General features: G+C 74.0%; 21 protein-coding genes. 7 read left to right on the forward strand and 14 right to left on the reverse strand.

Going from position 1 to position 23,767, the window contains the following annotated elements:
• Positions 1-94: 94 nt before the first annotated feature.
• Positions 95-1,618, forward strand: coding sequence for a carboxylesterase/lipase family protein (locus Srubr_RS00285; RefSeq protein ID WP_189991641.1), 1,524 nt, complete (start codon positions 95-97; stop codon positions 1,616-1,618).
• A 75-nt stretch (positions 1,619-1,693) separates the two neighbouring features.
• On the opposite strand, the gene Srubr_RS00290 is transcribed toward Srubr_RS00285, so the two are convergent.
• The 11 genes from Srubr_RS00290 to Srubr_RS00340 all read right to left on the reverse strand — a co-directional run bounded on the left by Srubr_RS00290 (position 1,694) and on the right by Srubr_RS00340 (position 14,310).
• A complete protein-coding gene (locus tag Srubr_RS00290) occupies positions 1,694-2,896 on the reverse strand; it encodes a PP2C family protein-serine/threonine phosphatase (protein WP_229926527.1) in 1,203 nt (400 codons plus the stop codon).
• Between the two features lie 171 nt (positions 2,897-3,067).
• Positions 3,068-3,907, reverse strand: a complete 840-nt coding sequence (locus Srubr_RS00295; protein WP_229926528.1) for a lysozyme — start codon at positions 3,905-3,907, stop codon at positions 3,068-3,070.
• A gap of 258 nt (positions 3,908-4,165) precedes the next feature.
• The gene (locus Srubr_RS00300; protein ID WP_189991643.1) at positions 4,166-4,819 is read right to left on the reverse strand and encodes a maltokinase N-terminal cap-like domain-containing protein; all 654 of its coding nucleotides are present in this window, start codon (positions 4,817-4,819) and stop codon (positions 4,166-4,168) included.
• Positions 4,820-4,856: 37 nt separating this feature from the next.
• Positions 4,857-5,528 (reverse strand): spherulation-specific family 4 protein, encoded by a 672-nt coding sequence (locus Srubr_RS00305; protein WP_189991645.1) that lies wholly within the window; start codon positions 5,526-5,528, stop codon positions 4,857-4,859.
• Positions 5,525-6,424 (reverse strand): NAD-dependent epimerase/dehydratase family protein, encoded by a 900-nt coding sequence (locus tag Srubr_RS00310; RefSeq protein ID WP_189991646.1) that lies wholly within the window; start codon positions 6,422-6,424, stop codon positions 5,525-5,527. The genes Srubr_RS00305 and Srubr_RS00310 overlap by 4 nt, the downstream gene beginning before the upstream one ends.
• A gap of 7 nt (positions 6,425-6,431) precedes the next feature.
• Positions 6,432-7,145 carry a nucleotidyltransferase family protein gene (locus Srubr_RS00315; protein ID WP_189991648.1) on the reverse strand — a complete coding sequence of 238 codons (714 nt, stop codon included), beginning with the start codon at positions 7,143-7,145 and terminating at the stop codon, positions 6,432-6,434.
• A 39-nt stretch (positions 7,146-7,184) separates the two neighbouring features.
• Entirely contained in the window at positions 7,185-8,186 is a 1,002-nt protein-coding gene (locus Srubr_RS00320; RefSeq protein WP_189991650.1) for a GDP-mannose 4,6-dehydratase, read from the reverse strand.
• A 42-nt stretch (positions 8,187-8,228) separates the two neighbouring features.
• Positions 8,229-9,626 (reverse strand): hypothetical protein, encoded by a 1,398-nt coding sequence (locus Srubr_RS00325; RefSeq protein ID WP_189991652.1) that lies wholly within the window; start codon positions 9,624-9,626, stop codon positions 8,229-8,231.
• Positions 9,623-11,134, reverse strand: a complete 1,512-nt coding sequence (gene pelF, locus Srubr_RS00330) for a GT4 family glycosyltransferase PelF (RefSeq protein WP_189991653.1) — start codon at positions 11,132-11,134, stop codon at positions 9,623-9,625. The genes Srubr_RS00325 and pelF overlap by 4 nt, the downstream gene beginning before the upstream one ends.
• Before the next feature lie 121 nt (positions 11,135-11,255).
• Positions 11,256-13,385: a hypothetical protein gene (locus tag Srubr_RS00335; RefSeq protein WP_189991654.1), complete on the reverse strand. Its 2,130-nt coding sequence runs from the start codon at positions 13,383-13,385 to the stop codon at positions 11,256-11,258.
• A 397-nt stretch (positions 13,386-13,782) separates the two neighbouring features.
• Positions 13,783-14,310 carry a hypothetical protein gene (locus Srubr_RS00340; protein ID WP_189991656.1) on the reverse strand — a complete coding sequence of 176 codons (528 nt, stop codon included), beginning with the start codon at positions 14,308-14,310 and terminating at the stop codon, positions 13,783-13,785.
• Between the two features lie 387 nt (positions 14,311-14,697).
• Here Srubr_RS00340 and Srubr_RS00345 point away from each other — a divergent pair, with 387 nt between their 5' ends.
• Positions 14,698-14,934 (forward strand): DUF5133 domain-containing protein, encoded by a 237-nt coding sequence (locus Srubr_RS00345; protein WP_189991658.1) that lies wholly within the window; start codon positions 14,698-14,700, stop codon positions 14,932-14,934.
• A 104-nt stretch (positions 14,935-15,038) separates the two neighbouring features.
• Positions 15,039-15,971: an SGNH/GDSL hydrolase family protein gene (locus tag Srubr_RS00350; protein ID WP_189991660.1), complete on the forward strand. Its 933-nt coding sequence runs from the start codon at positions 15,039-15,041 to the stop codon at positions 15,969-15,971.
• 41 nt (positions 15,972-16,012) lie between these two features.
• Here Srubr_RS00350 and pgm read toward each other — a convergent pair whose 3' ends face one another.
• The 3 genes from pgm to proP form a co-directional block, all read right to left on the reverse strand.
• On the reverse strand, positions 16,013-17,653 hold the full coding sequence (gene pgm / locus Srubr_RS00355; protein WP_189991662.1) for a phosphoglucomutase (alpha-D-glucose-1,6-bisphosphate-dependent): 1,641 nt from the start codon (positions 17,651-17,653) through the stop codon (positions 16,013-16,015).
• Between the two features lie 141 nt (positions 17,654-17,794).
• Entirely contained in the window at positions 17,795-19,222 is a 1,428-nt protein-coding gene (locus Srubr_RS00360; protein ID WP_189991664.1) for an amidohydrolase family protein, read from the reverse strand.
• A gap of 137 nt (positions 19,223-19,359) precedes the next feature.
• Entirely contained in the window at positions 19,360-20,922 is a 1,563-nt protein-coding gene (gene proP / locus Srubr_RS00365) for a glycine betaine/L-proline transporter ProP (protein WP_189991666.1), read from the reverse strand.
• A gap of 203 nt (positions 20,923-21,125) precedes the next feature.
• Between proP and Srubr_RS00370 the strand changes: the two genes are divergently transcribed.
• From Srubr_RS00370 to Srubr_RS00385, 4 genes are all read left to right on the forward strand, one after another.
• A complete protein-coding gene (locus Srubr_RS00370; RefSeq protein ID WP_189991668.1) occupies positions 21,126-21,305 on the forward strand; it encodes a hypothetical protein in 180 nt (59 codons plus the stop codon).
• A 105-nt stretch (positions 21,306-21,410) separates the two neighbouring features.
• Positions 21,411-21,896 (forward strand): cation:proton antiporter regulatory subunit, encoded by a 486-nt coding sequence (locus Srubr_RS00375; RefSeq protein WP_189991670.1) that lies wholly within the window; start codon positions 21,411-21,413, stop codon positions 21,894-21,896.
• A 6-nt stretch (positions 21,897-21,902) separates the two neighbouring features.
• Positions 21,903-23,204 carry a cation:proton antiporter gene (locus Srubr_RS00380; protein WP_229926529.1) on the forward strand — a complete coding sequence of 434 codons (1,302 nt, stop codon included), beginning with the start codon at positions 21,903-21,905 and terminating at the stop codon, positions 23,202-23,204.
• Positions 23,205-23,450: 246 nt separating this feature from the next.
• Positions 23,451-23,627 (forward strand): CsbD family protein, encoded by a 177-nt coding sequence (locus tag Srubr_RS00385; protein WP_189991672.1) that lies wholly within the window; start codon positions 23,451-23,453, stop codon positions 23,625-23,627.
• Positions 23,628-23,767: the final 140 nt, after the last annotated feature.

Here is a 23,767-nt window from a genome sequence, read left to right on the forward strand (position 1 = left end):
CGTCAACTCCCGTGCAAAAGTATTCAGTTGGGTGAGTTGGGTGATTGACTGGCTTCGGGCGAGTCCGGCTGAGTCAATGTCACCGAGGATGACCATGAGCATGCGCGATGTCCCTGAGGTCACGACCACGGCGGGCGCGGTCCGCGGCCGGCGCGAGGAAGGGCTCGCGGTCTTCCGCGGCATCCCGTACGCCCGGCCGCCGGTCGGTGCGGCGCGGTTCGGCGCGCCCCGCCCGGTGGACCGCTGGGACGGCGTGCGCGACGCCCTGGCGTTCGGCCCGCCCCCTCCGCAGGAGCCGGTCGGGCCCGAGACGGCTCCCGCCGGGAGCACACCGTCCGGCGACGACTGGCTGACCGTGAACGTATGGACGCCGGACCCCGATCCGGCCGCGCGGCGCCCGGTCATGGTGTGGATCTACGGCGGCGCCTACAAGCTCGGTTCCGCCGACGATCCCGCCTATGACGCAAGCCGCCTCGCCCGGGAGAACGAGGTGGTCATGGTCACTTTCAACTACCGTGTCGGGGTCGAGGGTTTCCTGCGGATCGAGGGCGCGCCCGCCAACCGCGGCCTGCTCGACCAGGTCGCCGCCCTGGAGTGGGTACGGGAGAACATCACCGCCTTCGGGGGCGATCCGGAACAGGTCACCGTCTTCGGCGAGTCGGCCGGCGCCGGGTCCGTCTCCGCCCTCCTGGCCATGCCCCGGGCCCGGTCGCTGTTCCGCAGGGCCATCGCCCAGAGCGTGCCGGGTCCACTCTTCTCGGAGGCGCTGGCCCAGGACATCGCCGAGGTCCTCGTCGGCGGGATCGGGCTGCGCCCGACGACGGCCGACCTGTCGGAGGTGGATCCGCGCAAGCTGACCGAGGCCGGGGCCGCGCTCGGCTCCCGGATGCGTGCGTACGCCCACCGCTGGGGCCCGGTCGCCTTGACACCGACCGCCTTCGCCCCCGTCGTCGACGGTGACGTGCTGGCGGCGACACCCTGGGAGGCACTGGCGAGGGGTGCCGCGCGGGACATGGAACTCGTCATCGGCCACACCCGGGACGAATACCGGTTCTTCCTCCACCTGGACGGAACGCTGGGCCACCGCGTGGACGAGGAACACGCCGCACTGGTCCTCGGTCTGTTCGGTCCGGCACCGGACGCCGGGCAGGCCTACCGCGCGGCGTTCCCGGACGCCTCCGCGGAGCAGCTGTGCGAACTCGTCCGGTCCGACTGGCTGTTCCGCATGCCCTCCCTGCACCTGGCCGAGGCGCACACGTCCGGCGGCGGCCGGGCGTACCTGTACGAGCTCACTTTCCCCGCCCCGGCCGGCGACGGTGCGCTCGGCTCCTGCCACGGCCTGGACGTGCCCCTCGTCTTCGGTGCCTCCGGCGGCATCGGAGACATGCTGATCGGTCCGGTACCGTCCCCGCGGACCGAGGCGCTGTCCGCCCGCTTCCGCTCCGCCTGGACCTCCTTCGCGGCCACGGGGGACCCGGGCTGGCCCGCTTACGACACCGACCGGCGCCTCGTCCAGGTCTTCGACACCGTGCCGGCGGTCGCCCCCTATCCGGAGGAGGCGTCGCGCCGGCTCTGGGAGCGGCACGTCTTCGCGCCGCTTCCCCTGGTGGCCCCGTAACGGCGCTCGGGCGATGCCCGGGTGCCTGCCGCGCGGGCCGTGCCGCCCGACCGACGAGGCCGGTCGCCGCCGCGCCTAACCGACGAGGCGGCTCCCCGGCAGCTGGCCGTTCGGCTGCCACTCGAACATCAGGATCGTGGCGTCGTCACGGAGCCGGCTGTCCGGGGAGTCCAGCAGCGAGTGGATGAGGCGGCGGAGCGTCTCGGGCGCGATCTCGCCGGTGGCGCTGGCCCGGATGACGTAGTCCGCGAACCGTTCCAGGCCGAGCAGTCTGCCGTCGGCGGTCCGCGCCTCGGTGACGCCGTCGGTGTAGAGCAGCACCCGGTCCCCGGGCTGGAGCCGGGACTCGTGCACCTGCCGCTCCCGCGCGTTCAGCAGGGAGCGCAGGCCCATGGGCGGGTCGGCCTCGCGGGAGAGCGCGTCGACGATCAGCCGTTGGTCGCGGATCAGCAGCGGCGCGGGGTGGCCGCAGTTGACCCATTTCAGGACACCGCTGCAGAAGTCGAGGCGGGCGAGGATCCCGGTGCAGAACTGGTCCGGCAGCCACTGGCTGAGCGCCTCGTCGACGCCGTCCACCAGGGAGAGCAGATCGGCGTCGACGCGCCGGGCGTTGCGGCAGGCGGCCAGGGCGACCGCGCTGGTCAGCCCGGAGAGCAGGTTGTGGCCCATGGCGTCCAGCACGACGGCGTGCAGGGTGTCGGTGGTCAGGGCGTGGTCGAAGGCGTCGCCGCCGAGGTCGTAGGCGGGTTCGAGGACGGCGGTGGAGACGACGTGGGGGTTGCCGATGGTGCGCGGGGGCAGGAAGGCGCGCAGCATCTCGGCGGGCAGGTGCATCGCCCGGGTGCGGGTCCGGCGGACGAAGGTCTCCTTGTACGCCCGCTTGGAGCTGGTCATCATGGCGAGCAGGGCGGCCATCGCACGGCCCTGGCGCAGCGACTCGGCGCTGAGCGTCCGGGTGTGGACGGCGAGGACGCCGAGCCGTTCGGCGCCGTCGATCAGCGGGAACCACGCGGTCATGCCGTCCCGCTCGGACTCCTCCACCCGCAGCGACTGGGTGCGGTAGCACCAGCCGGCGAGCGTCTCGTCGATGAGCAGGGACTCGGTGACGTCGGTGAGCGGCACGAGGTGCCGTTGCTGGATGTCGGCGAGGTAGACCACGGCGTGCCGCAGGCCCAGCGCCTTCGCGCAGCGGCTGACGGCGCTGGCCATGTCCAGCGTGCAGCTGGCGGGGTCGGCGAGGAACTCCTCCAGCGGGGGCCCGCCCGGTTCTGCGCTCACCTCTGCATCACCATCCAGGCAGCGGTCGTCTTCCCAGCAGTCTCGTCCCGGGGCACGCGCCCCGCAGCACCGGTGCACCCGCCCGGGGCAGGCCGCCCGGCCCCGGTGACGCGCGCGGACCGGCTCGGGGCGCTCCGGCGCCCGGCCGGAACCGGACGCGGGCGGGTGCGGTCAGCCGGTGGCGAACTGCCGCAGCTTGTCCTGGGAGCCGTTGAAGCGGTCGTGGTCGCCGACCGACGGGCCCGAGGAGGTGTACTGCCACATGGTGTACGACGGCCAGCCGGCCGGCAGCGTCCCCACCGTGGAGGCGTAGCGCGCGATCCACAGCGGGTTGACCGGTCCGAAACCGGCGTAGTTCCCGGTGCACTCGGACCACCAGCTGGTGGCCGTGTAGACGACCGCCGCCCGGCCGGTGCGGGACTTGTAGCGGTCGAGGAAGTCGCGGATCCAGCCGACCATGGCGCTCGCCGACTTGCCGTAGCAGGCGTCGCCGTACGGGTTCCACTCGATGTCGAGGACGCCCGGGAGGGTCTTGCCGTCGGCCGACCAGCCGCCGCCGTGCGCCAGGAAGTAGTCGGCCTGCGCGGCGCCGCCGGCCGTGTCCGGGGTGGCGAAGTGGTAGGCGCCGCGGACCATGCCGACGTCGAAGGAGCCGTCGTACTGCTGGGTGAAGTAGGGGTTGGTGTAGTACGTCCCCTCGGTGGCCTTGGTGTACGCCCAGCGGACGCCGCTGTCCCACAGCGACCGCCAGTCGACCTCGCCCTGGTGGCTGGAGACGTCCACGCCCTCGGTCTGGGTGGCGCGGGGGGCCGGGGGCGGGGTGTCCGAGGCGCCGTCGTGGGTGAGGACGCCGATGCCCATGTAGGCGTTGCCGCGGGTGATCGGGCCCCCGGTCGGGTCGGGTGTGGCCGGCGCGGCCGGGGGGCTGGTCAGGAGAAGGAGGAGGACGGTCAGGGCGCCGGTGAGGCAGAGCCGGGACCGGCCGTGGAGACGGTGTATGGAGGTTCGCACGAGACCATCTGACCCGGCGCGGGCACCCGCCGCACGCCGGGCTGCGCCGGGCGGAGCCGTCCACGGCCGGGTGTTGGTCCGTGCGGGTGTCCGTCGTCCCCCGGCCCGCAGCCGGGTCCGGAGGGAGCCGGCGGAGCGCCGGGGACGCGGGGGCGCCCCGGCCGGCCGGCGACGCGCCGAGTCCGCCCCGCGACCGGGCGGGCGGGCCCGCGTCCCCGGCGCGCACGGCACCCGGCGCCCACCGGGTGCCCGCGGGGTTCAGGCCCGGCGCAGCGTCATGAAGACGGCCCACAGCCGGTCGTCGTCCGGGCCCGGCCAGCCTGCGGTGACGTGGCCGAGCGCGTCCTGGGGCGCCGGCGGGCGCTGTCCGGCGACGGGTTCGAGGACGCGGTGGAACCGGAGCACCGTGCCGTCCGGGGCGGGCAGCCGCGTGCCGTCGGCGTCGTCGGCCGGTTCGGGCGTGAAGCCGTCCAGGGACAGCGGGGCGCCGGTGCAGGAGCGGAACACCTCGTGGTCGGGGGTGTCGCTGACGCTCTGGGCCATCGCCTGGGCCCGGCCCTCGATCAGCGCCAGCACCTCGGTGACCAGGACCGGGTCGTGGCAGCCGTCGTAGACCCAGCGCGTGCCCAGCACCCCGTGCTCCATGGTGCCGACGAGGGCGTGCTCGGCGCCCTCCAGCGGCGCCCCGCGGTAGGTGAGCGGCGCCAGGTAGGCCGTCCGTTCGGGGCTCGCGGTGTCGGTGGCGACGATGAACTCGATGCCGACCTCGCCCTCGGGGTCGTCCAGCCGGAAGCCGCCGGACCGCTCCAGCACCGGGGCGGGGCCGCCGCGGTACCACGCGCGGCCGGGCAGCCAGCCGGCGAGCAGTTCGGTCTTGGTCGGCTTGATGGTGGTGTGGTGGATGACGGCCATGCTGGTCGCTGCCTCCCGGGTGCGGATACTGATCGGCTCAGCCTCGCACACCGTCGCCGCCGGTCAGCGCCGGGGTCAACGCGGCCCAGGGGTTGGGGGGTTCTCCGGTCACCGGCCCGCACACCGCCGCGCCCCGCTCGTGCGCGGTGCGGACCGCGAGCGGGACCAGGGCCTCGGGGACTCCGTAGACCAGGTGGCACAGCCGCTCGGGCGGCTGCCGGGCGGTCCAGGCCGGGCGGGTGAACGACGACACGTAGGTGCTCCAGTGCCCCTCGAAGGTGACCGTGAGGTCGGCGAGGCGGACGTAGCCGGGCGCCGGGTGCACGCCCGGATTGAGCACGACGGTCCCGGCGCCCGACCGTCTGAGGTCCCGCACCAGCCGACGGCAGGCGGGCAGTCCGTCCGGGCCGGCCGTCACCCGGTCCAGGAAGCAGCCGTCGGTCGCGTACCACTCCCGGTGCCGGCGCACCTCCTCGGTGATGTGGGCCCGTTCCCGCACGCCGTAGTCGGTGTCGACGTAGCCGAGCAGCCGGGCCCCGGCGGCGCGCAGTGCCCGGGCCGCCGCCGTGAACGCGGGGTCGGGGGCGGTACCGGGCCCGCTCGCCGGGTTGAGGACGACCGCGTAGGTGCGGTCCGCCGCCCCGACCAGCCGGTGCCAGGCGCCCGGGTCGTCGGCCGGATGCACGTACAGCGGCACCAGCAGGCTCACGGCACCCGCTCCCCGGTGGCCGCCCACAGCGCGGCGAGGGCGTCGTCCAGGCTGTGCGCCGGCCGCCAGTCGAGGGCCCGGGCGGCGGCGGAGATGTCCGAGCACTGCCAGGACACCCGCGCCGAGCGCGCCGAGCCGCCCGCGCTCTCCTCCAGCCGGCCCCGGAACCCGGCCTGCCGGGCCAGGCCGTGTGCCAGCTCCCGTACCGGTACGGCCGCGCCGCCGCCGATGTTGAGCACCTTCGGCAGCGGGGCGGGGGCGGTGACGGCACGCTCGACCGCGCGGGCCACATCGCGTACGTCGACGAAGTCGCGGTGGGCGGAGAGGTCCCCGAGGCGCAGTACGGCCTGCGGGTCCCGCCCGGCCGCGCGAAGCAGGGCGGCGAGCCGGCCGGGCAGGCTCGCGGCGGGCGCTCCCGGCCCGACCGGGTTGCCGACCCGCAGCACCACCGCGTCCAGGGCGGCGGAGGTCACCGCGAGGGTGCCCGCGAGCTTGGTCGCGCCGTACGGCGCGACCGGGCAGGCGGGTGCCGACTCGGTGACCGGCACGCCCGGGGTGCCCGGCCCGTACTCGGCGGCCGAGCCCAGGTGCACCAGGCGGGCCGCGGGGGCCGCCGCGCTCAGGGCGGCGCAGAGGGCGGCGGGGCCGCGGGCGTTGACCTCGGCCAGGGTCACGGGGTCGCCGCCGGTGGCGCCCGCGCAGTTGACCACGGCGTCGGGGGCCGCCGCCGCGAGGGTCTCGGCGAGGCGCTGCGGTCGGTCGCGGGCGAGGTCGGCGCCGAGTCCGGCACCGGCCGAGCGGCCGGCGGCGAGGACCTGCGCGCCCGGCAGGGCGCGCAGCCGCTCGGCCACGTGGCGGCCCAGGTATCCGGTTCCGCCGAGGACGAGAATGCGCATGTGGTACTCAGGCTCCCTTGAGCAGCAGGGACTTGCGGGTGGTGAACTCGGCGTTGGCGCGGTCGTAGTCGTCGGGGCGGCCGATGTCCAGCCAGTATCCGTCGAACTCGTAGGCGTGCGGCGGGTTGTGGGCCTTCAGCAGGTCGAGGACGAGTTCGTCGAAGCCGAGCGGCAGGCCGGGCGTGTAGTCGTCCAGGGTGGCGCGGCTGAGGCCGTAGACGCCCATGGAGACCTGGTAGTCGAGGCTGGGCTTCTCGGTGAACGCGACGACCTTGCTGGCGTCGGTGGTGAGCACGCCGAAGTCGATGTGCACCTTGCGGGCGTAGGTGGCGATGGTGAGCGGGGCGCCGGAGTCCCGGTGGTGGCGCAGTACGTCGGCGTAGTCGAGGTCGGTGAGGACGTCGCCGTTCATCACGAGGAAGGTCTCGGGCAGCCGGTCTCTGAGGCCCAGCAGCGGGCCCATGGTGCCGAGCGGGCTCTCCTCGGTGGCGTAGTCGACGGTCATGCCCCACTGGGAGCCGTCGCCGACGTAGGCGCGGATGATCTCGCCGAGGTGGCCGATCGCGAGGGTGCAGCGGGTGAAGCCCGCGGCCGACAGCTGGCGCAGCACGATCTCCAGGATGGCGTGCTGGTCGCCGATCGGGACGAGCGGCTTGGGCAGCGCGGTGGTGTAGGGCCGCAGCCGGACGCCCTTGCCTCCGGCCAGGATCACTGCGTGCATGGGGCTCCTCCTTGGTGGGGCGATGGGTGCCGGACGGGGTCAGATGTTGTAGATGCCGGTCTTGTAGCGGGCCAGGTTGGCCGGGTCGCGGAAGAACTCCACGGTGTGGGCGAGCCCTTGCTCCAGGGTGTGCGCGGGCTGCCAGCCGGTGGCCCGGGTGAGCCGGGTGGCGTCGCAGACCAGCCGCATCACCTCGGAGCCCGCGGGCCGGAGGCGGGCGGGGTCGGCGCGGACGTCGAGGTCGGTGTCCATCACCTTGCCGATCAGCGCGACCAGGTCGCCGACGGAGATCTCGCCGCCGGTGCCGGCGTTGAAGGTGCGGCCGACGACCTGTCCGGCGGGGGCGGTGCCGACGGCGAGGAACGCCCGGGCGGTGTCCTTGACGAAGGTGAAGTCCCGGGTGGGCCTGAGGTCGCCGAGGGTGATGGTGCGTTCGCCCGCCGCGACCTGGCCGATGACGGTGGGGATGACGGCGCGCATGGACTGCCGGGGCCCGAAGGTGTTGAACGGCCGCAGGGTGACGACGGGGGTGTCGAAGCTGGCGTGGTAGCTGTCGGCGAGCCGGTCCCCGCCGGCCTTCGAAGCGGCGTACGGGGACTGGGTGTTGATGGGGTGGTCCTCGGTGATGGGCACCGTCTGGGCGGTGCCGTAGGTCTCGCTGGTGGAGGTGTGCACCAGCCGGGGGGTGCCGAGGGCACGGACGGCCTCCAGCACGTTGAGGGTGCCGGTGACGTTGGTGTCCACGTAACTGTGCGGCGCCTGGTAGGAGTACGGGATCGCGATGAGGGCGGCCAGGTGGTAGGCGATGTCGGCGCCGTCGAGCAGGGCGCGCACCGAACCGGGGTCGCGGACGTCGCCGAGGACGATCTCCACCTGGTCCAGCACGTCGGGGGCGAGGGTCTCCAGCCAGCCGTAGGAGGAGAAGGAGTTGTACTGGGCCATGGCTCTGACCCGGTGTCCGGAGGCGACCAGGGCCTCGGTGAGGTGGGAGCCGATGAAGCCCTCGGCTCCGGTGACGGCGGCGAGCGGTACGGAGGTCAACTGAGGTGTCCTTCCGGTGGTTTGGCGGGGGGGGGGACGGGGTCAGACGTGCCGGGCGGGCCGGCCGAGGAGCAGCAGCGCGTACGTCACCAGGGCCAGGACGGCGGCGGCGCAGCACAGCGGCAGGACGGCGGGGCCGGACGGCGGGCGGAGCGTCGGGGCGAGGCCGGCCACCGCGGCGGCGGCCAGGCAGATGACGGCCGGCGGCCAGGCGGTCCCGAACGCCTGGAGGAGCAGCGCGGTCCACAGGGTGGCCGCGAGGAGCAGCAGGGGGGCCGGGGCGGCTCCGGTCAGCCGGGCGGCGGGCAGCAGCGGCAGCAGGTAGGCGCCCAGGCAGCCGGCCAGGACGGCGGCGGAGCGCAGCAGGAATCCGGCGGGGGTCGCGGTGGCGCGCAGCGCGGCCACGGACAGGCCCCGGTAGCGGTACAGCAGCCATTCGGCGGGGCCCATGCTGACCGTCAGCACGATCACCGCGTACGGCTCGTGCCGTCCCTCCAGCAGCACCAGCACCCCGGCGGCCAGGCCGAACAGCCCGTACGGCAGGGACCACAGCGGCCGGGGCCGGGGGCCGCCCGCGCCGGCGGCCGGGGTGGCGAGGGCGCCGCGCAGGACGTGGCCGGTGGCGGCGACGGTGGCGACGAGGGCCAGCAGCGGCAGCCCGGCGCGCACCAGGGGGCCGGGTTCCCACCAGGGCAGGGCGGCGGCGCCCGCGATCAGCGGGGTCAGCGCGGCGAGCAGCAGCCGCTCGCGGGCCAGGACGAGCAGGACGCCGGCCGCCGCCAGGTACAGCGACTGGGCCGCCGCCGCGAGCAGCACGGGAGGGGGGCCGGCGAGCGGGGCCGCGACGGCGGTGGCGAGGGCGGCGCCGAACGGGGCGCCGGTCAGCAGGGTGCGGGCGGCTTCCCGGCGGCCGGTGGCCAGCCGCAGGTGGGCGCGGTGGCCGAGGGCCTGGCCCCAGGCCCAGGAGACCAGGCCGGCGACGATCGGGGCGGTGGCGTGCCGGCCGGGGTGCCACAGCGGCGCGGTGAGCAGGTAGGCGAGGCCGGGCAGGGCGAACAGCACCCCGCGCAGCAGGCAGCGCAGGGTGTCCGGGCGCCAGGGGTCGGCGGCGGGCGGGGGCTCCGGGTAGCTGCGGGGCACCTGTTCGTACAGGGCGGTGGCGAGGGAGAAGAGGTTCGGGTGGCCGTAGCGCTGCTTGATCTGTTCGGCGGTCAGGCCCTCGGCCTCCAGCAGGGCGGCGACCTCGTAGGGGTGGACGGCGGGGCCGATGCGGTCGGCGAGGGCGGCGGCCAGCCGGCTCACCGCCTCCGGGTCGGGGACGTGGCCGGGCAGCCGCAGGGCGAGGGTGCGGTCGTCGCCGCGGGCCGGTGCCTGGGCGAGCCGCAGGGCGAGGGTGTCCTGTTCGGTGCCGCCCGGTTCGAGCGCCATGGGCCCGCTCATCCGGCCAGGCTCCCCGCGGCGGCCCGCAGGCGCTGCCCGCGGCCGGCGGGTTCGGGCAACGGACGGGCGTGGCAGGGCAGTTCGAGGTAGATGGAGCGGAAGGTGTCGATGGTCTGGCGCAGGGTGAACTGTTCGATCACCCGCAGCCGGGCGGCCTCGCCCATGGTCCGGCGGCGCCTGGCGTCGCCGAGCAGTTCGAGTGCCGCCGCCGCCATGCGGTCCGGGTCGCGCGGCGGGACGACGAGGCCGGTGTCGCCGACGGCCTCGCGGACCCCGCCGACGTCGGTGGAGACGGTGGCCCGGCCGCAGGACATGGCCTCGATCAGGGTGAACGGGAAGCCCTCGCTGATGCTGGAGAGCATCACCACGTTCCCGGCCGCGTAGGCGTCCTTGATGTCGTCGACCCGGCCCTCGAAGGTGACGGCGTCGGCGTGGCCCAGGTCGGCGGCGAGCGCCTCGCAGCGTTCCCGGTACGACTCCCCGCCGCGGGGGGTGCCGCCGAAGAGGCGCAGCCGCGCCTCGGGTATCTCCTTGCGGACCAGGGCGAAGGCGCGGATGAGGGTCTCCAGGTCCTTGATGGGGTCGACCCGGCCGGCCCAGCTGAGGGTGGGTGTCTCCGGTTCGGGGCCGGCGGGCGGGAAGGCGGCCGGGTCCACGCCGTTGTAGACGGTGCGGATGGACCGGGGGTCGGCGCCGCCCTGTTCCTCCCACAGCCGGTTGTAGCGGTTTCCGGGGGTGATCAGGGCGGCCCGCCGGTAGCTCTCCTCGGCCAGCAGCCGGAAGAAGCCGAGGACGACGGCCTTCACCGGCCAGCGGTAGGGGGCGGTGCGATAGCCGAGGTAACGTTCCCGCAGGTAGACGCCGTGCTCGGTGAGCAGCAGCGGCACCTGGTGCCGCTCCAGGCCGGCCAGGCCGGGCAGGACGGCCACGCCGCCGCTGACCGCGTGGGCCACACCGTGCCGGGGCGGGGGCGCGGCGAGCGGGCGCAGGGCGTGTTCCAGCAGGGTGGTGGCGGTGACCGCGTCGTGCAGGGTGGGCCGGGCCTCCCGGACGGGCAGGCCGGGGCGGTTCCACACCCCGGCGAGCAGGGAGACGGCCCGGTCGCCGCGCAGGAAGGCGCTCAGCGTGCCCTCGGCTGCGGCCTGGGCCAGGGCGTACAGCGCGGCCGGGAACCGGTCCTCGGCCCCCGGGTCGAGCAGCGCGGTCAGGAAGCGTTCGTAGGCGTCGGCGAGCCGGGAGGCGGCCCGGCCCCGGGGCGGGCGGCCCTCGGGCGGGGCGCCCCACATGGGCACCGACAGCACGCTGTGGACGTGGCCGGGCAGTTCCCATACGACGGGTTCGCGTCCGGTGCCGGTGACGGCGATGACGTCGAAGCCGAGGTCGGGCATGCCCTGGACGAGCTGGTCGCACCAGACGCTGACGCCGCCATGGCTGTGCGGGTAGGTGCCTTCGGTGAGGAGGGTGACGTGCGCCGCGCCGGGGCGGCGCGCGCCGTGCTGAACGTGCATCGATGGGGCTCCACGGCCGAGGTGTGGGGTGGTCGTGTGGTTCCGGCGCGCCGGTGGGCGGGCCGGAGCGGGGCCCGTCCGCCCCGTGCGGGAGCGGACGGGCCCCGGGGCCGGTGCGCGTTCAGCTGTCCGGGGTGGTGGAGACCGGCTCGGTGACGCCCGCCGGGACCTCGGTGCGCGGGGCCGGGGCGGTGGTGGCGGCGGTGCCGTCCGGGTGCGCGGCGGGCGCGGCGGCGGTGGACGGCAGGGTGAAGGTCAGCGGGGTGCCCGGGGAGGCGGTCCAGCCGGAGACCGCGCCCGCGTACGCGGTGCCGTAGGCGGCGTTGCCGAGGGTGGTGCCGGTGGGCAGGGTCGCCGGGACGGCGGTGCCGGCCGGTCCCTGCACGGTGACGGTGGTGCCGACGCGGTAGGCGGTGACCCGGCCGGCCTGTACGGCGCTCTTCCAGGCGGCGCGGCGCTGGAGTTCGGCGCCGATGGCCTTCATCCGCAGGTTGACGACGGGGGTGTTGTCGGCGAACAGGGCGTCGTAGCCGTCGAGCACGCCGTTGAGGACCGGGTAGGCGATGCGGTCCTCGGCGAGGTTGGACTGGTGGATGAAGTGCGGCTTGGGGTCGTTGGACAGGACGTGGCCGAGGGCGATCCGGGTCTCCAGCGGCACGATGTGGCCGGTGTAGCCGGTGGCGGGGTCCAGCGGGGCCGGCAGGCAGGTGGTGGTGGCCGGGTTGTCCTCGCAGATGCCGCTGCCGCCCTGGGCGCGGCTGGTGTAGAGCCAGTTGTACTCGTCGACCTGCTCGGCCGCCCGGCCCGCGTTGTAGAAGACGTTCATCGGGTAGCGGGAGACGGTGGTGGCCGGGCCGACCTTGCGCTGTTCGGGGTCGCGGGAGTTGTCGGAGGCGAGCCACTTGACGCCCTCGACGGTGAGCGAGGGGCCCAGGTTGGGGTTGTCCTGCGGCTGCTGCGGCAGGATCTTCAGGCCGGAGTGCTCGCCGGTGACCAACTCGTCGGTCTGGAGCGGGAGTCCGGCGACCTGGCCCCAGGCTCGGTTGGTGGCGATCTCGTAGTCGATGGTGGCGAGGCCGACCCACTTGGTGCTGCCGTCGGGGTTGGTGGCGCAGGTCCAGGGCACGACGGTGACGTTCTGCTCGCAGCCGAGGAAGGCGTGCGTGTAGGTGTGGTTGATCCAGCGGAACTCGCCCCGGTCGGCGATGAGTTTGTCGGCGAGCCGGTCGACGCCGTTGTTGTCCTCGCGCTGGTCGACGCTGCCGGCGGCGTTGTAGGCCAGGTCGAGGGTGAAGCGGTGGCTGTTCTGCCAGGCGATGGCCTGGTCGACGTCCGCCGGGGTCATCCGGATCGGGTCGGGGGTGCCCTCGCCGTCGGCGCAGTCGACGTCGCCGGGCGTGCAGTTCAGCTCGGTGTCCCAGCGGTCGTCGGCGGCGAAGACGTCGTCCACGTGGACGGCGAAGTAGTTGCGGGAGGCGCCGAGGTGCACCCCGCCGGTCATCCACTCCACGATCCCGCGGGCCAGCAGCCGGAACTGCTGCTGGTACTGGTTGTAGACGAAGGTGACGACCAGTTCGCGCCGGCCGTCGTGCCGGTACTCGCCGACCAGCGAGCCCCATTTCGTGGTGCCCGGCACGGGTGCCTGCACGTACGGGGTGAAGTCGGCGCCGGCGGCGGGGGTCGACAGGTAGGCGTAACTCTCGCCCACGGTCGGCGAGTTGTCCTCGAAGGGGACCGCGCCGTCGAGGTAGCCGAAGGGGCCGGCCTGTCCGGCGGCGGTGACCTGGGCGCGGACGCCGTCGACGCTGCCCGAGTAGCCGCCGAAGGTCGGGACCTGGAGGCCGACCTGGGGTCGGGCGTACGTGTAGGCGTCGACCTGGGGGATCGCGTACGTCTGTTCGTAGGCGGCGAGGGCGCTCATCTCGGCGCTGCCGGCCGCGAACGGGTTGTCGTTGGGCAGGACGACGGCCTGGTACTTGGCGCGCGGCCGGCCGTCGACGGTGTCCGCGAGGAAGGCCGCGTCGATGGTGGGCCGGTCGGCGCGGGTGAGATCGACCTCGGTGTACGGCGTCCCTGCGGTGTCGAGTTCGGCGGCGATGGCGTCGGTGGCCGGGCCCCCGTCGCTCACCACCAGGACTCTGAGGTCGACGCGGGCTGTGGTGGTGGCGGCCTGGGCCGGACCGGCCGGCAGGGCGAGCGCGCCGATGAGCGCGCCCACCGTCAGGGCGGTGGTGCGTATGGTCCGCTTCATTGCGGTGAAGTCCCCTCCCCGGACAGGGGTGAGCACGGCTCCCGTGGAGCGGACGCACCCCCTCGCGCGACGCCGGCGTCCCCCTCAGAAGCCGGTCGTCGGCGCATCCGTCGCGTCACATGGTGATGTCTCTGTGGAGCTTTTGTGGTCGAGTTAAGAAAGATGACGGAAAAGCGCACATGTTGGTCGCCGACCGGGGCAACCGGGCGCAGCTTTTTCCCGTCGTGACCCGCGCGGTGGTACAGAACGCGGGACGGGCCCGGTCGGCAGGTCCGGCCGCCGGACGACGCACCGGCGGACCATGCGGTCCGCCGGGCGATGTGTCGCGGCACGTCCCGTGTCGAGCGGACGGCCGGGGCGGTTTCCGGTCACCGGCCGGTGGCCGTCACCGTGTCCGTCAGGCGCAGAGCACCCGGGTCTCGGGGGTGTAGACGGGACCGCCGTTGGTGTTGCTGCTGTCGCTGAACTCGGCGTAGTAGTACGAGTAGAAGCCGATGTTGCCGTTGCAGCCGGAGTCGGCGGCGACCTGGAGGGTCAGCGTGACGGTACGGCTCTGGCCGGGCGGGATGGTGGCGCCGTAGTTCGCGCCGAGGTTGCTCGGGCCGGTGCCGGAGCACGGGGTGCTGCCGGCCGCGGTGGCCAGGCTGCACCCGGTGAAGCTGTACTTCAGGTCCGGGCGCTGGGTGGTCAGCCAGGTCGGGTCGATGGTCTGGTACACGAACCAGACGTCGTAGGTCTTGTTGTTGGTGAGCGTCATCGACAGCTTCACCGTGCCGCCGGGGGTGGTGGTGGCGGAGTCGGTGGCGAAGGTCAGGGTGGTCGGCGCGGGGTCGGCGGCGCTCGCGCTGGGAGCCAGGCCGAAGACGGCGAGGAGGAAGGCGAGGACGGCGGTGAGACCGAGGCGTCTCGGCAGAGGTGATCGCATGGCCCGGGAGGCTAGGCACGGGCCCGGCGCGGCGTCTGCACCCCTGCACCGATCCGGAGCCGGATCGGCCGAAAGTGATCGCCGTGTGAAGAAGTTGCGGTGACGGCGTGCCGAGGCGTCACCTTTCGCATCCGCGCACGCCGGGCACGGTGCCCCCGAGGGGAGAGCGGGCCGTCGCGACACGGTGACACACCGTACGCGGTTGGCGCGTACCCGCCGCCCGGCCGGCCGCCGGAAGGGGGTCCGCCGCTTGTGAAGCGGACGTTTTCCGGCCACAGGGCGGTTTCCGGCCGTCGCACCCGGCGGGGGGCGGGGCATGCACCCGTGATGCGGGGGTATCCGGCCTGCGAATTCGATCGTCCGGCGGATCATCAGGAGGCGAAGCGCATGCTCATGGCACACCCCGCGGTACTGAAGGACCTCATCGCCCAGTACGAGACCCTGTCCCTGCTCGGGGCCGAGGAGAGCACCCCCGAGGCCCGGCAGCGGCTCGCGGACGTCTCCTACACGCTGTGCGTGGCCACCGGCACCCGGGATGTCGACATGGCGCTGATCGCCGCCCGCCACCGCCTGTCCGGGGCCCGCCCGGAGGACGACTCCCTGCTCCAGGCGTCCGGGGCCTGACCCGCCCCTCCCCCGAACCCGTGGCCTCCCGCTTCTGGTCTGCGGGACGCACCGGACGGTATACAGATCCGGTCGGACCGAGGGCGAGCACAGGGGGAGGGCGCATGGCGCGCGAGAGGCGACCGGCGAGGCGGCGGGGCGCCGCCGTGGCGGCGGTGCTGGGCGGATGCCTGCTGGCCGCGGCCGGCACGGCACCGCCGGCCGGCGCGCACTCCGGAGGGCACACGGGCGCGCACCCGCACGGCGGCCACGGCCGCGCGGCCGCCTATGTGGCGCTCGGCGACTCCTACACCTCCGGCCCCGGCATCCCGGCGCAGGTGGACGCCGGCTGTGCCCGCTCGGACCACAACTACCCCTCGCTCGTGGCCGCCGAGCGGCGCGCGAGCCGGTTCACGGACGTCAGCTGCGGCGGGGCCACCACCGCCGAGATGTGGCGGGCGCAGGGCGGCAACCCGCCCCAGCTCGACGCGCTGGACCGGCACACCGGCCTGGTGACCGTGCAGATCGGCGGCAACGACGTCGGTTTCGGCTCCATCATCGACACCTGCGCCCGGGTCGCCGCCCAGGACCCGGCGGGCAACCCCTGCGAGCGCGCGTACCGTGCCTCCGGGCACGACGAACTGGCCCTCGCCGTGCTGCGCACCGCGCCGAAGGTCGACCGGGTGCTGCGCGCCGTGCGCGCCCGCGCCCCGCACGCCCGGGTGCTCGTCGTCGGCTATCCCGCCCTGCTGCCCGACGACGGCGGCGGCTGCTTCCCGCAAGTCCCGTTCGCGGCCAAGGACTTCCCCTACCTGCGGGACACCGAGAAGCGGCTGAACCGGATGCTGCGGCTGGTGGCCGCGGTGAACCGGGCCGAGTACGTGGACACCTACGGCCCCACGGCCGGCCACGACATGTGCCAGGCGCCCGCGGACCGGTGGATCGAGCCGCTGCGGCCGGCCGCGCCCGCGGCGCCCGCGCACCCCAACGCCCGGGGCGAGGCGGCCATGGCGGAGGCCGTCCTCGGCCGGCTGGAGCGGGGGCGCGGGCGCGGCTGAGCCGGGGCGGCCCCCCGCCGGGAGCCGCCCCGTGCACCCGGTCAGCCGCCGAGCGCGCCCCCCACCACAGCCTGGGCCTCCTCCTGCACCCGGGCGAGGTGGTCCTGGCCGAGGAAGGACTCGGCGTACACCTTGTAGACGTCCTCGGTGCCCGAGGGCCTGGCGGCGAACCAGGCGTTCTCGGTGGTGACCTTGATGCCGCCGATCGCGGCGCCGTTGCCGGGCGCCTCGGTGAGCACGGCCGTGACCGGCTCCCCGGCCAGCGTGTCCGCGGTGACCTGGGCCGGGGACAACTTGCCGAGCAGCGCCTTCTGTTCGCGGGTGGCGGGCGCGTCGACGCGGGCGTAGGCGGGGGTGCCGAAGCGGTCGGTGAGACCGGCGTAGTGCTCCGACGGCGTCTTGCCGGTGACCGCCGTGATCTCGGCGGCGAGCAGGGCCAGGATGATGCCGTCCTTGTCGGTGGTCCACACCGAGCCGTCCCGGCGCAGGAAGGAGGCGCCGGCCGACTCCTCGCCGCCGAACCCGAGGTCGCCGCCGACGAGTCCGTCCACGAACCACTTGAACCCGACCGGCACCTCCACCAGCCGGCGGCCGAGGTCGGCGGCGACCCGGTCGATCATGGTGGAGGAGACCAGGGTCTTGCCGACGCCCGCGGCGGCCGGCCACTGCTCGCGGTGCCGGTACAGGTAGGAGATGGCGACCGCGAGGTAGTGGTTGGGGTTCATCAGGCCCGCGTCCGGGGTGACGATGCCGTGCCGGTCGGCGTCGGCGTCGTTGCCGGTGGCGATGTGGAAGCGGTCGCGCCGCTCGATGAGGGAGGCCATCGCGTAGGGCGAGGAGCAGTCCATCCGGATCCGGCCGTCCCAGTCCAGGGTCATGAACCGCCAGGTGGGGTCGGTGTGCGGGTTGACCACCGTCAGGTCGATGCCGTGCTGTTCGGCGATCCGGCCCCAGTAGGCGACGGAGGCGCCGCCGAGCGGGTCGGCGCCGATGCGCACCCCGGCCGCCCGGACGGCGTCCAGGTCCAGCACGCTGGGCAGGTCGCCGACGTAGGTGCCGAGGAAGTCGTAGCGGCCGGTGGTGTCCGCGGCGAGCGCGCGGGCGTACGGCAGCCGGCGTACGTCCTTCAGGCCGCCCGCGATGATCTGGTTGGCGCGGTCCTGGATCCAGGCGGTGGCGTCGGAGGCGGCCGGGCCGCCGCTCGGCGGGTTGTACTTGAAGCCGCCGTCGGCGGGCGGGTTGTGCGAGGGGGTGACCACCACGCCGTCGGCGAGGCCCGAGGCGCGGCCCCGGTTGTGGGTCAGGATCGCGTGCGAGACGGCGGGGGTGGGCGTGTAGCCGTCCGCGTCGTCGATGAGCACGCTCACCTCGTTGGCGGCGAAGACCTCCAGCGCGGTGGCCTTCGCCGGCTCGGACAGGGCGTGTGTGTCGGCGCCCAGGAAGAGCGGGCCGTCCGTGCCCTGGGCGGCACGGTATTCGCAGATGGCCTGGCTGGTGGCGGCGATGTGGTCCTCGTTGAAGGCGCTCGCCAGGGACGAGCCTCGGTGCCCCGAGGTGCCGAACGCCACCCGCTGTGCCGGGTCGGCCGGGTCGGGGTGCAGCGTGTAGTACGCCGTGACCAGCCGGGCCACGTCGACAAGGTCCTCGGGACGGGCCGGCCGGCCGGCTCGTTCGTGCGGCATGAGTACCGTTCCTCCGCATCGGTGGGTCGTTCGCTCACCGCACATCTTTCCTCGTGGGGGGCGTGCCGGGCGAGTGCGCCCCACCGGCGGGGATGCCGAGCCGGGCGTGCGGCCGGGCGGACCGGCCCGGCCGCGACGGTCTCAGGCCCCGGCGCGCACGCGGGCCGCGGCGCGTTCGGCTTCCCGCACCACCTCGGCCGTGTCGACGTCCACGAGTTCCCCGCGCACCTTCCGTGCCCGCCCGTCGACGTACACGTGACTGACGTTGCCGGGCTGGCCGTTGAGCACGATCTGCCCCAGCCAGTCGAAGCGGGGCGCGAAGTTGAGCGTGCCCGGGTCGAGCACGAGCACGTCGGCGCGCTTGCCGGGGGTGAGCGAGCCCACCTGGTCGGCCATGTGGAGGCACTCGGCCCCGCCCAGCGTCGCCATCCGCAGCACGGCCGGGATCGTCGGGTGCACCTCGGCGTTCTGGTGCAGGGCGCGTTGTAGTCCGACGGCCGCCTTCATCACGCCGAACATGTCCGAGGTGTCGTTGGTGCCGCCGTCGTGGCCGAGTCCGGTCCGCACCCCGCGCCGCGCGAACTCGGGGAGCCGGATGATGCCGGAGCCCAGCCGCATGTTGCTCAGCGGACAGTGCGCCACCCGCACATCGGCCTCGGCGACCTGCGCGATCTCGTCGTCGGTGAGGTGGATCGCGTGGTTCATCAGCAGGTCCGGCCCGAACGCGTCCGCGGTGCGCAGGGAGCGGATCGGCTCCTGCGCGCGGTCGCCGCGGTGCTCCAGCACATGCGAGTTGATCATCAGCCCCAGGTCGCGGGCGACCTCGCGGGATCTGCGCAGCGGGTCGAGCCGGTCCATGCCGGCGTGCACGGCGACCTGGGCGGAGGCCAGCGGCAGCGGGTCGAGGAGTTCCTTCTTCACGCGCGGTACGAGGTCGAGGTCCGCGGTGTTGTGCGCCATCGCGTACACGAAGCGCAGTCCGGTGCGGTCCAGCGCGCGGATGTACTGCTCGCTGGTGTCGAACGGGATGGGGTGCACCCAGTCGACGAGGGTGGTCACCCCGGCCTGGAGGGCGTCGAGCGCGGCGAGCCGTACGAACCGGTACATGTCCTGCGGGCCGATCCTCGGCAGGGTGGCGCGGTTGCAGCCGGCCAGCCAGCCGTACAGGTCCTGGGTGTGGCAGCCGCCGCGGATGCTGGACTGCCACAGGTGGTTGTGGAGGTCGACGAAGCCCGGCAGCACCAGCATGCCGGAGACGTCCACCACGCGGGCGCCGGCCGGTGCGGGCAGTCGCCGTCCCACGCCGGCTATCCGGCCGTCGCGCATCAGGACGTCGGCGTGCTCCAGCGTGCCCAGGTCGCCCGCGCCGAGGGCGGGGTCCATGGTGACGACGAGTCCGGCGCCCCGGAGCAGGGTGGTGGGCGCGTGCCCGGCGGCCCGGCCGGGGCGGGGGGCCTCGCGGGTCACGGTGGTCGCGCCCGTCGCCAGCGGGACGGCGCCGATGCCGGCCAGGACCGTCCGGCGGCGCGGTGGCCGGGGAGTGGTGGGGGAGCTCGTGGTGGGGGTCATTGCGGTGTTGTACCGCGGGTAACAGGGCCGCGACACGACCAATTCAAGCCAACGGAACCACTATTCCGCATCGCGGATATACGCCCCCCCGTGGGCCCCACAGCCCCGCTGAGGCCCGCACGGCCGCCTCAACCCCGTCAACCCCGCCGCGCCTTCTCCTGCTCGCGCGCGAAGGCGTACAGCTCCTTGGAGGTGGCGATGAGTTCACGCCGCTCCTCCCGGGAACCGACCATCGGCTGCGAGCCCTTGAGCGGCACCTGGGCGCTCTCCGGCAGGAACCGCACGGTGAGCAGGCCGATGACGCCGGCCAGCATCAGGTAGTAGGCGGGCATGAGGTCGTCGCCGCTCAGCTCGACCAGCGCGGCGGTGACCAGCGGGGTGGTGCCGCCGAACGCGGCGACCGCGAAGTTGAAGCCGATGCCCATGGCCGCGTAGCGCACGGCGGTCGGGAACAGCGCGGGCAGGGTGGCGGCACTGGGCGCGGCGAAGCAGGCCAGCAGCGTGGCCAGGATCAGCACCCCGGCGATCGGCGGCCAGGTGCCGTCCGCCTTGATCAGCAGGAAGGCCGGCACGGCGAGCACGATCATCGCGGCGGCACCGACGGCGTACAGCGGCCGTCGGCCCACCCGGTCGCTGAGCCGGCCGAGGAAGGTGATCAGGATGACGATCCACACCATGCCGACGAGCACCAGCAGGTCGGCGGAGCCGCTGGAGCGGTGCAGGGTCTCGGTCTGATAGGTCGGCAGATAGCCGGTGACCATGTAGTTGGTGACGTTGTAGAGCAGCACCAGGCCCATGCAGACGAGCAGGGGCCGCCAGTGACTGCGGACGATGTCCTTGAACTCGCTGCCGACCGATTCCTGCGCCAGGGCCTTCTCGTGTTCGTCCAGTTGCTGCTGGAAGGCCGGGGACTCCTCCAGTTTCATCCGCATGTAGAGGCCGATCACACCGAGCGGTCCGGCGATGAGGAACGGCACGCGCCAGCCCCAGGACAGCATCTGCTCGTCGGTCAGGGCCAGGTTCAGCGCGGTGACCATGGCCGACCCGAGGGCGTAGCCGGCGAAGGTGCCGAAGTCGAGCCAGCTGGAGAGGAAGCCGCGCCGGCGGTCCGGGGAGTACTCGGCGACGAAGGTGGTGGCCCCGCCGTACTCGCCGCCGGTGGAGAAGCCCTGGACCATGCGGGCCAGCAGGAGCAGCACGGGCGCGGCGATGCCGAGGGTGGCGTAGCCGGGGATGATGCCGATGGCGAAGGTGCCCAAGGCCATCATGATCATGGTGGTGGCGAGCACCTTCTGCCGGCCGATCCGGTCGCCGAGCGGCCCGAAGACCAGTCCGCCGAGGGGCCGTACGACGAAGGCGGCGGCGAAGGTCGCGAACGAGGAGATGACCTGGGCGGCCGGGGAGGCGCCGGGGAAGAACACCTTGCCGATGGTGGCGGCGAGGTAGCTGTAGACGCCGAAGTCGAACCACTCCATGCAGTTGCCGAGCGCGGAGGCGCCGACCGCGCGCCGCAGCAGCGGGGGCTCGACCACCTGGACGTCGTCGGCGCGGAAGGCCCGCCGGTTGCGGCGCAGCCTGCGGCTCAGCTCCTCGCGTACCTGGTGCGGCAGCCGGGCCACGGCCTTCGGCACCCGCGGCCCGCTCCGCGCACTCCCCTCCCCGCCGGGCACGGTCTCCCCGCCGGACCTCTCATCTCCCATGAGCGCCTCCTTCCGCTCGCCGTCTTGATCACCGCCTGCCCCTCTCACCGGGCCGGAAACGGAGCCGTTCCCCGCGGCCCCGACGGCAAGGAATATGACGCACACCGCAGACGTAAGGAAAAAGTAGGACATAATGGAGGTCACCGGACGACGTTGTCAGCCCGACCTTCGCGCGACCCGCGATCTCAAGGAGCCGTCCCCGTATGGCGCACGGAGCCCACCGCAGCCCCCATCTGCCGCCCCATCCCGATCTGACCCTCGCCCGCGACTGCGAGCAGTGCCTCGGCTGGGGCACCGTCGTCACCCCCGACGGACGCCACGAGCTGTGCCACACCTGCCAGCCGGGCCCCGCCGAGGGGGCGGCCGGCCACCCCCGCCCCTAGCCAGGCCCCGGACCCCGGCCTCCCCGACCTGGAAGGATCACCTTCCGGATAAGCTCGGGTAACGGTTTCCCCAGGAAACGTTCAAGGCCGAGGCAGGGGGCTGCCATGAGCACCGCACGCACCAGCAGGACACCGTTGCCGGGCATCGGCGTCCGGTACGACCTGACGACCCGCGAACACCGCCATCTGTCGGTGGTCGCGCACCGGGACGGTTCGCGCACCCTGAGCGCGTACCGGAACGACGATCCCGACGCCTGCGCGCTGTCGGTCCGGCTCACCGGACAGGAGGCGGAGGCCCTGGTGGACGCCCTGAAACCGACCCATCACAGCCCCACCCTGCTGTCCACCACGGAACTGGGCCTGGTGGCCGAGCGGATCGAGCTGACCGGGACCTCCCACTGGAACGGACGGCTGCTCGGCGACACCCGGATGCGCACGGAGACCGGCGTGTCGATCGTCGCCGTCCTGCGCCGCGCCGAGGCGATCCCCTCCCCCGGCCCCGGCTTCCGGCTGGCCGGCGGGGACACGCTGATCGTCATCGGCACCCGCGAGGGCGTGGACGCCGCCGCCGCCATACTCGGCCGGGAGTGAGCGCCGATGCATTCCTCCGCGGTCTTCCTGATCGAGTTCGGCGCGATCATCCTCGGCCTCGGGCTGCTCGGCCGGCTCGCCGCCCGCCTGCGGTTCTCGCCCATCCCGCTGTACCTGCTGGCCGGGCTCGCCTTCGGCGAGGGCGGGCTGCTGCCGCTCGGCACCAGCGAGGAGTTCGTGGCCATCGGCGCCGAGATCGGTGTCGTCCTGCTGCTGCTGATGCTGGGCCTCGAATACACGGCCGGTGACCTGGTCTCCAACCTGAAGACCCAGTACCCGGCCGGAATCGTCGACGCCACCCTCAACGCCCTGCCCGGCGCCGCCATGGCCCTGCTGCTGGGCTGGGGCCCGATCGCCGCCGTCGTCCTGGCCGGCATCACCTGGATCTCCTCCTCCGGGGTCATCGCCAAGGTCCTCGGCGACCTGGGCCGGATCGGCAACCGGGAGACCCCGGTGATCCTCAGCATCCTGGTGCTGGAGGACCTGTCCATGGCGGTCTACCTGCCCGTCGTCACCGCCCTGCTGGCCGGCACCGGCATCGCCGCGGGCAGCGTGACGCTGGCCATCGCGCTCGGTGTGGCGGGCGTGGTGCTGCTGGTGGCGGTGCGCTACGGCCGGCACATCTCCCGTTTCGTCTCCACCGACGACCCCGAGAAGCTGCTGCTGGTGGTGCTCGGCCTGACGCTGGTGGTGGCCGGGGTCGCCCAGCAGCTCCAGGTCTCGGCGGCGGTCGGCGCGTTCCTGGTGGGCATAGCCCTGTCCGGGGAGGTCGCCGAGGGCGCGCACAACCTGCTGGCACCGCTGCGGGACCTGTTCGCGGCGGTGTTCTTCGTCTTCTTCGGCCTGCACACCGATCCCGCGAGCATTCCTCCGGTGCTGCTGCCCGCGCTCGCCCTGGCCGCCGTCACCAGCCTCACCAAGATCGCCACCGGCTGGTGGGCGGCCCGCCGCGCGGGCATCTCCGGCCGGGGCCGCTGGCGGGCCGGCGGTACCATGGTGGCCCGCGGCGAGTTCTCCATCGTCATCGCGGGACTCGCCGTCACCTCCGGCATCGACTCCGACCTCGGCCCGCTGGCCACCGCCTATGTGCTGATCCTGGTCATCCTCGGCCCGCTCACCGCCCGGTACACCGAGCCGCTCGCCCTCCGGCTGACCGGCGTCCTGGGCCGCGCGCGCCCGGCGCCGGAGCCGGAGGCCGACCGCGGGGCGAAGGCCGGGGACGAGGCCAGGGCCAGGGAGGAGGCGGTGGCCGGGGGCGGCCCGGAGCCCGTCGCCCCGGACCAGGAGAGCCCGGTCAGCCGGTCCTGATCGCCGTACGGCGGCACCCACGCCGGCCTGTCTGGCCGGCAGCCACATCACCGCGATCCACGACGAGATCAGGCGCTACCAGCCGTACGTCGTCCTCGCCGTCGCCGCCGTGATCGCGGGGTTCGCCGTGCGCCACCTCCCGCGGCGGCGCCGCGCCCGCTGATCCGCCACCGGGTTTGGACGCCTGCGCAGCGGCAATCCGGAGGGGGACCACAGACCGCGTCCTACGTTGGGAAGTGACACGCGATGGCCGGCAACCAGAAGGCGAAGGCCAAGGCGGAGCAGGCCAAGGGCAAGGCGAAGGAGGCCCTGGGCCGCGCCGTGGGCAACGAGCGCATGGAGGCCGAGGGCCGCACGCAGGGCGCCAAGGGAGACGCCCGGCAGACCAAGGAGAAGGCGAAGGACGTCTTCAAGAGGCACTGACAAGACGGCTCCGGCCACCGAGGTGTGTGCCGGTCCGGCCGCCGGACGGGCCCGGGAGTTCCACCGCGAGCGGAAGTCCCGGGCCCGTTCACGCGCGCCGGACCGGGGCGTTCCTGCCCATCCGGGGGATTCCTCGCAAA

This window comes from Streptomyces rubradiris (assembly GCF_016860525.1).
Classification (GTDB): Bacteria; Actinomycetota; Actinomycetes; order Streptomycetales; family Streptomycetaceae; genus Streptomyces; species Streptomyces rubradiris.

Coding starts and splice junctions, on each gene's coding strand:
- Srubr_RS00285 (WP_189991641.1), top strand. CDS start 95: ATGAGCATGCGCGATGTCCCTGAGGTCACGACCACGGCGGGCGCGGTC.
- Srubr_RS00300 (WP_189991643.1), bottom strand. CDS start 4,819: ATGGCCGTCATCCACCACACCACCATCAAGCCGACCAAGACCGAACTG.
- Srubr_RS00310 (WP_189991646.1), bottom strand. CDS start 6,424: ATGCGCATTCTCGTCCTCGGCGGAACCGGATACCTGGGCCGCCACGTG.
- Srubr_RS00315 (WP_189991648.1), bottom strand. CDS start 7,145: ATGCACGCAGTGATCCTGGCCGGAGGCAAGGGCGTCCGGCTGCGGCCC.
- Srubr_RS00325 (WP_189991652.1), bottom strand. CDS start 9,626: ATGAGCGGGCCCATGGCGCTCGAACCGGGCGGCACCGAACAGGACACC.
- pelF (WP_189991653.1), bottom strand. CDS start 11,134: ATGCACGTTCAGCACGGCGCGCGCCGCCCCGGCGCGGCGCACGTCACC.
- Srubr_RS00335 (WP_189991654.1), bottom strand. CDS start 13,385: ATGAAGCGGACCATACGCACCACCGCCCTGACGGTGGGCGCGCTCATC.
- Srubr_RS00340 (WP_189991656.1), bottom strand. CDS start 14,310: ATGCGATCACCTCTGCCGAGACGCCTCGGTCTCACCGCCGTCCTCGCC.
- Srubr_RS00345 (WP_189991658.1), top strand. CDS start 14,698: ATGCTCATGGCACACCCCGCGGTACTGAAGGACCTCATCGCCCAGTAC.
- Srubr_RS00350 (WP_189991660.1), top strand. CDS start 15,039: ATGGCGCGCGAGAGGCGACCGGCGAGGCGGCGGGGCGCCGCCGTGGCG.
- pgm (WP_189991662.1), bottom strand. CDS start 17,653: ATGCCGCACGAACGAGCCGGCCGGCCGGCCCGTCCCGAGGACCTTGTC.
- Srubr_RS00360 (WP_189991664.1), bottom strand. CDS start 19,222: ATGACCCCCACCACGAGCTCCCCCACCACTCCCCGGCCACCGCGCCGC.
- proP (WP_189991666.1), bottom strand. CDS start 20,922: ATGGGAGATGAGAGGTCCGGCGGGGAGACCGTGCCCGGCGGGGAGGGG.
- Srubr_RS00370 (WP_189991668.1), top strand. CDS start 21,126: ATGGCGCACGGAGCCCACCGCAGCCCCCATCTGCCGCCCCATCCCGAT.
- Srubr_RS00375 (WP_189991670.1), top strand. CDS start 21,411: ATGAGCACCGCACGCACCAGCAGGACACCGTTGCCGGGCATCGGCGTC.
- Srubr_RS00380 (WP_229926529.1), top strand. CDS start 21,903: ATGCATTCCTCCGCGGTCTTCCTGATCGAGTTCGGCGCGATCATCCTC.
- Srubr_RS00385 (WP_189991672.1), top strand. CDS start 23,451: ATGGCCGGCAACCAGAAGGCGAAGGCCAAGGCGGAGCAGGCCAAGGGC.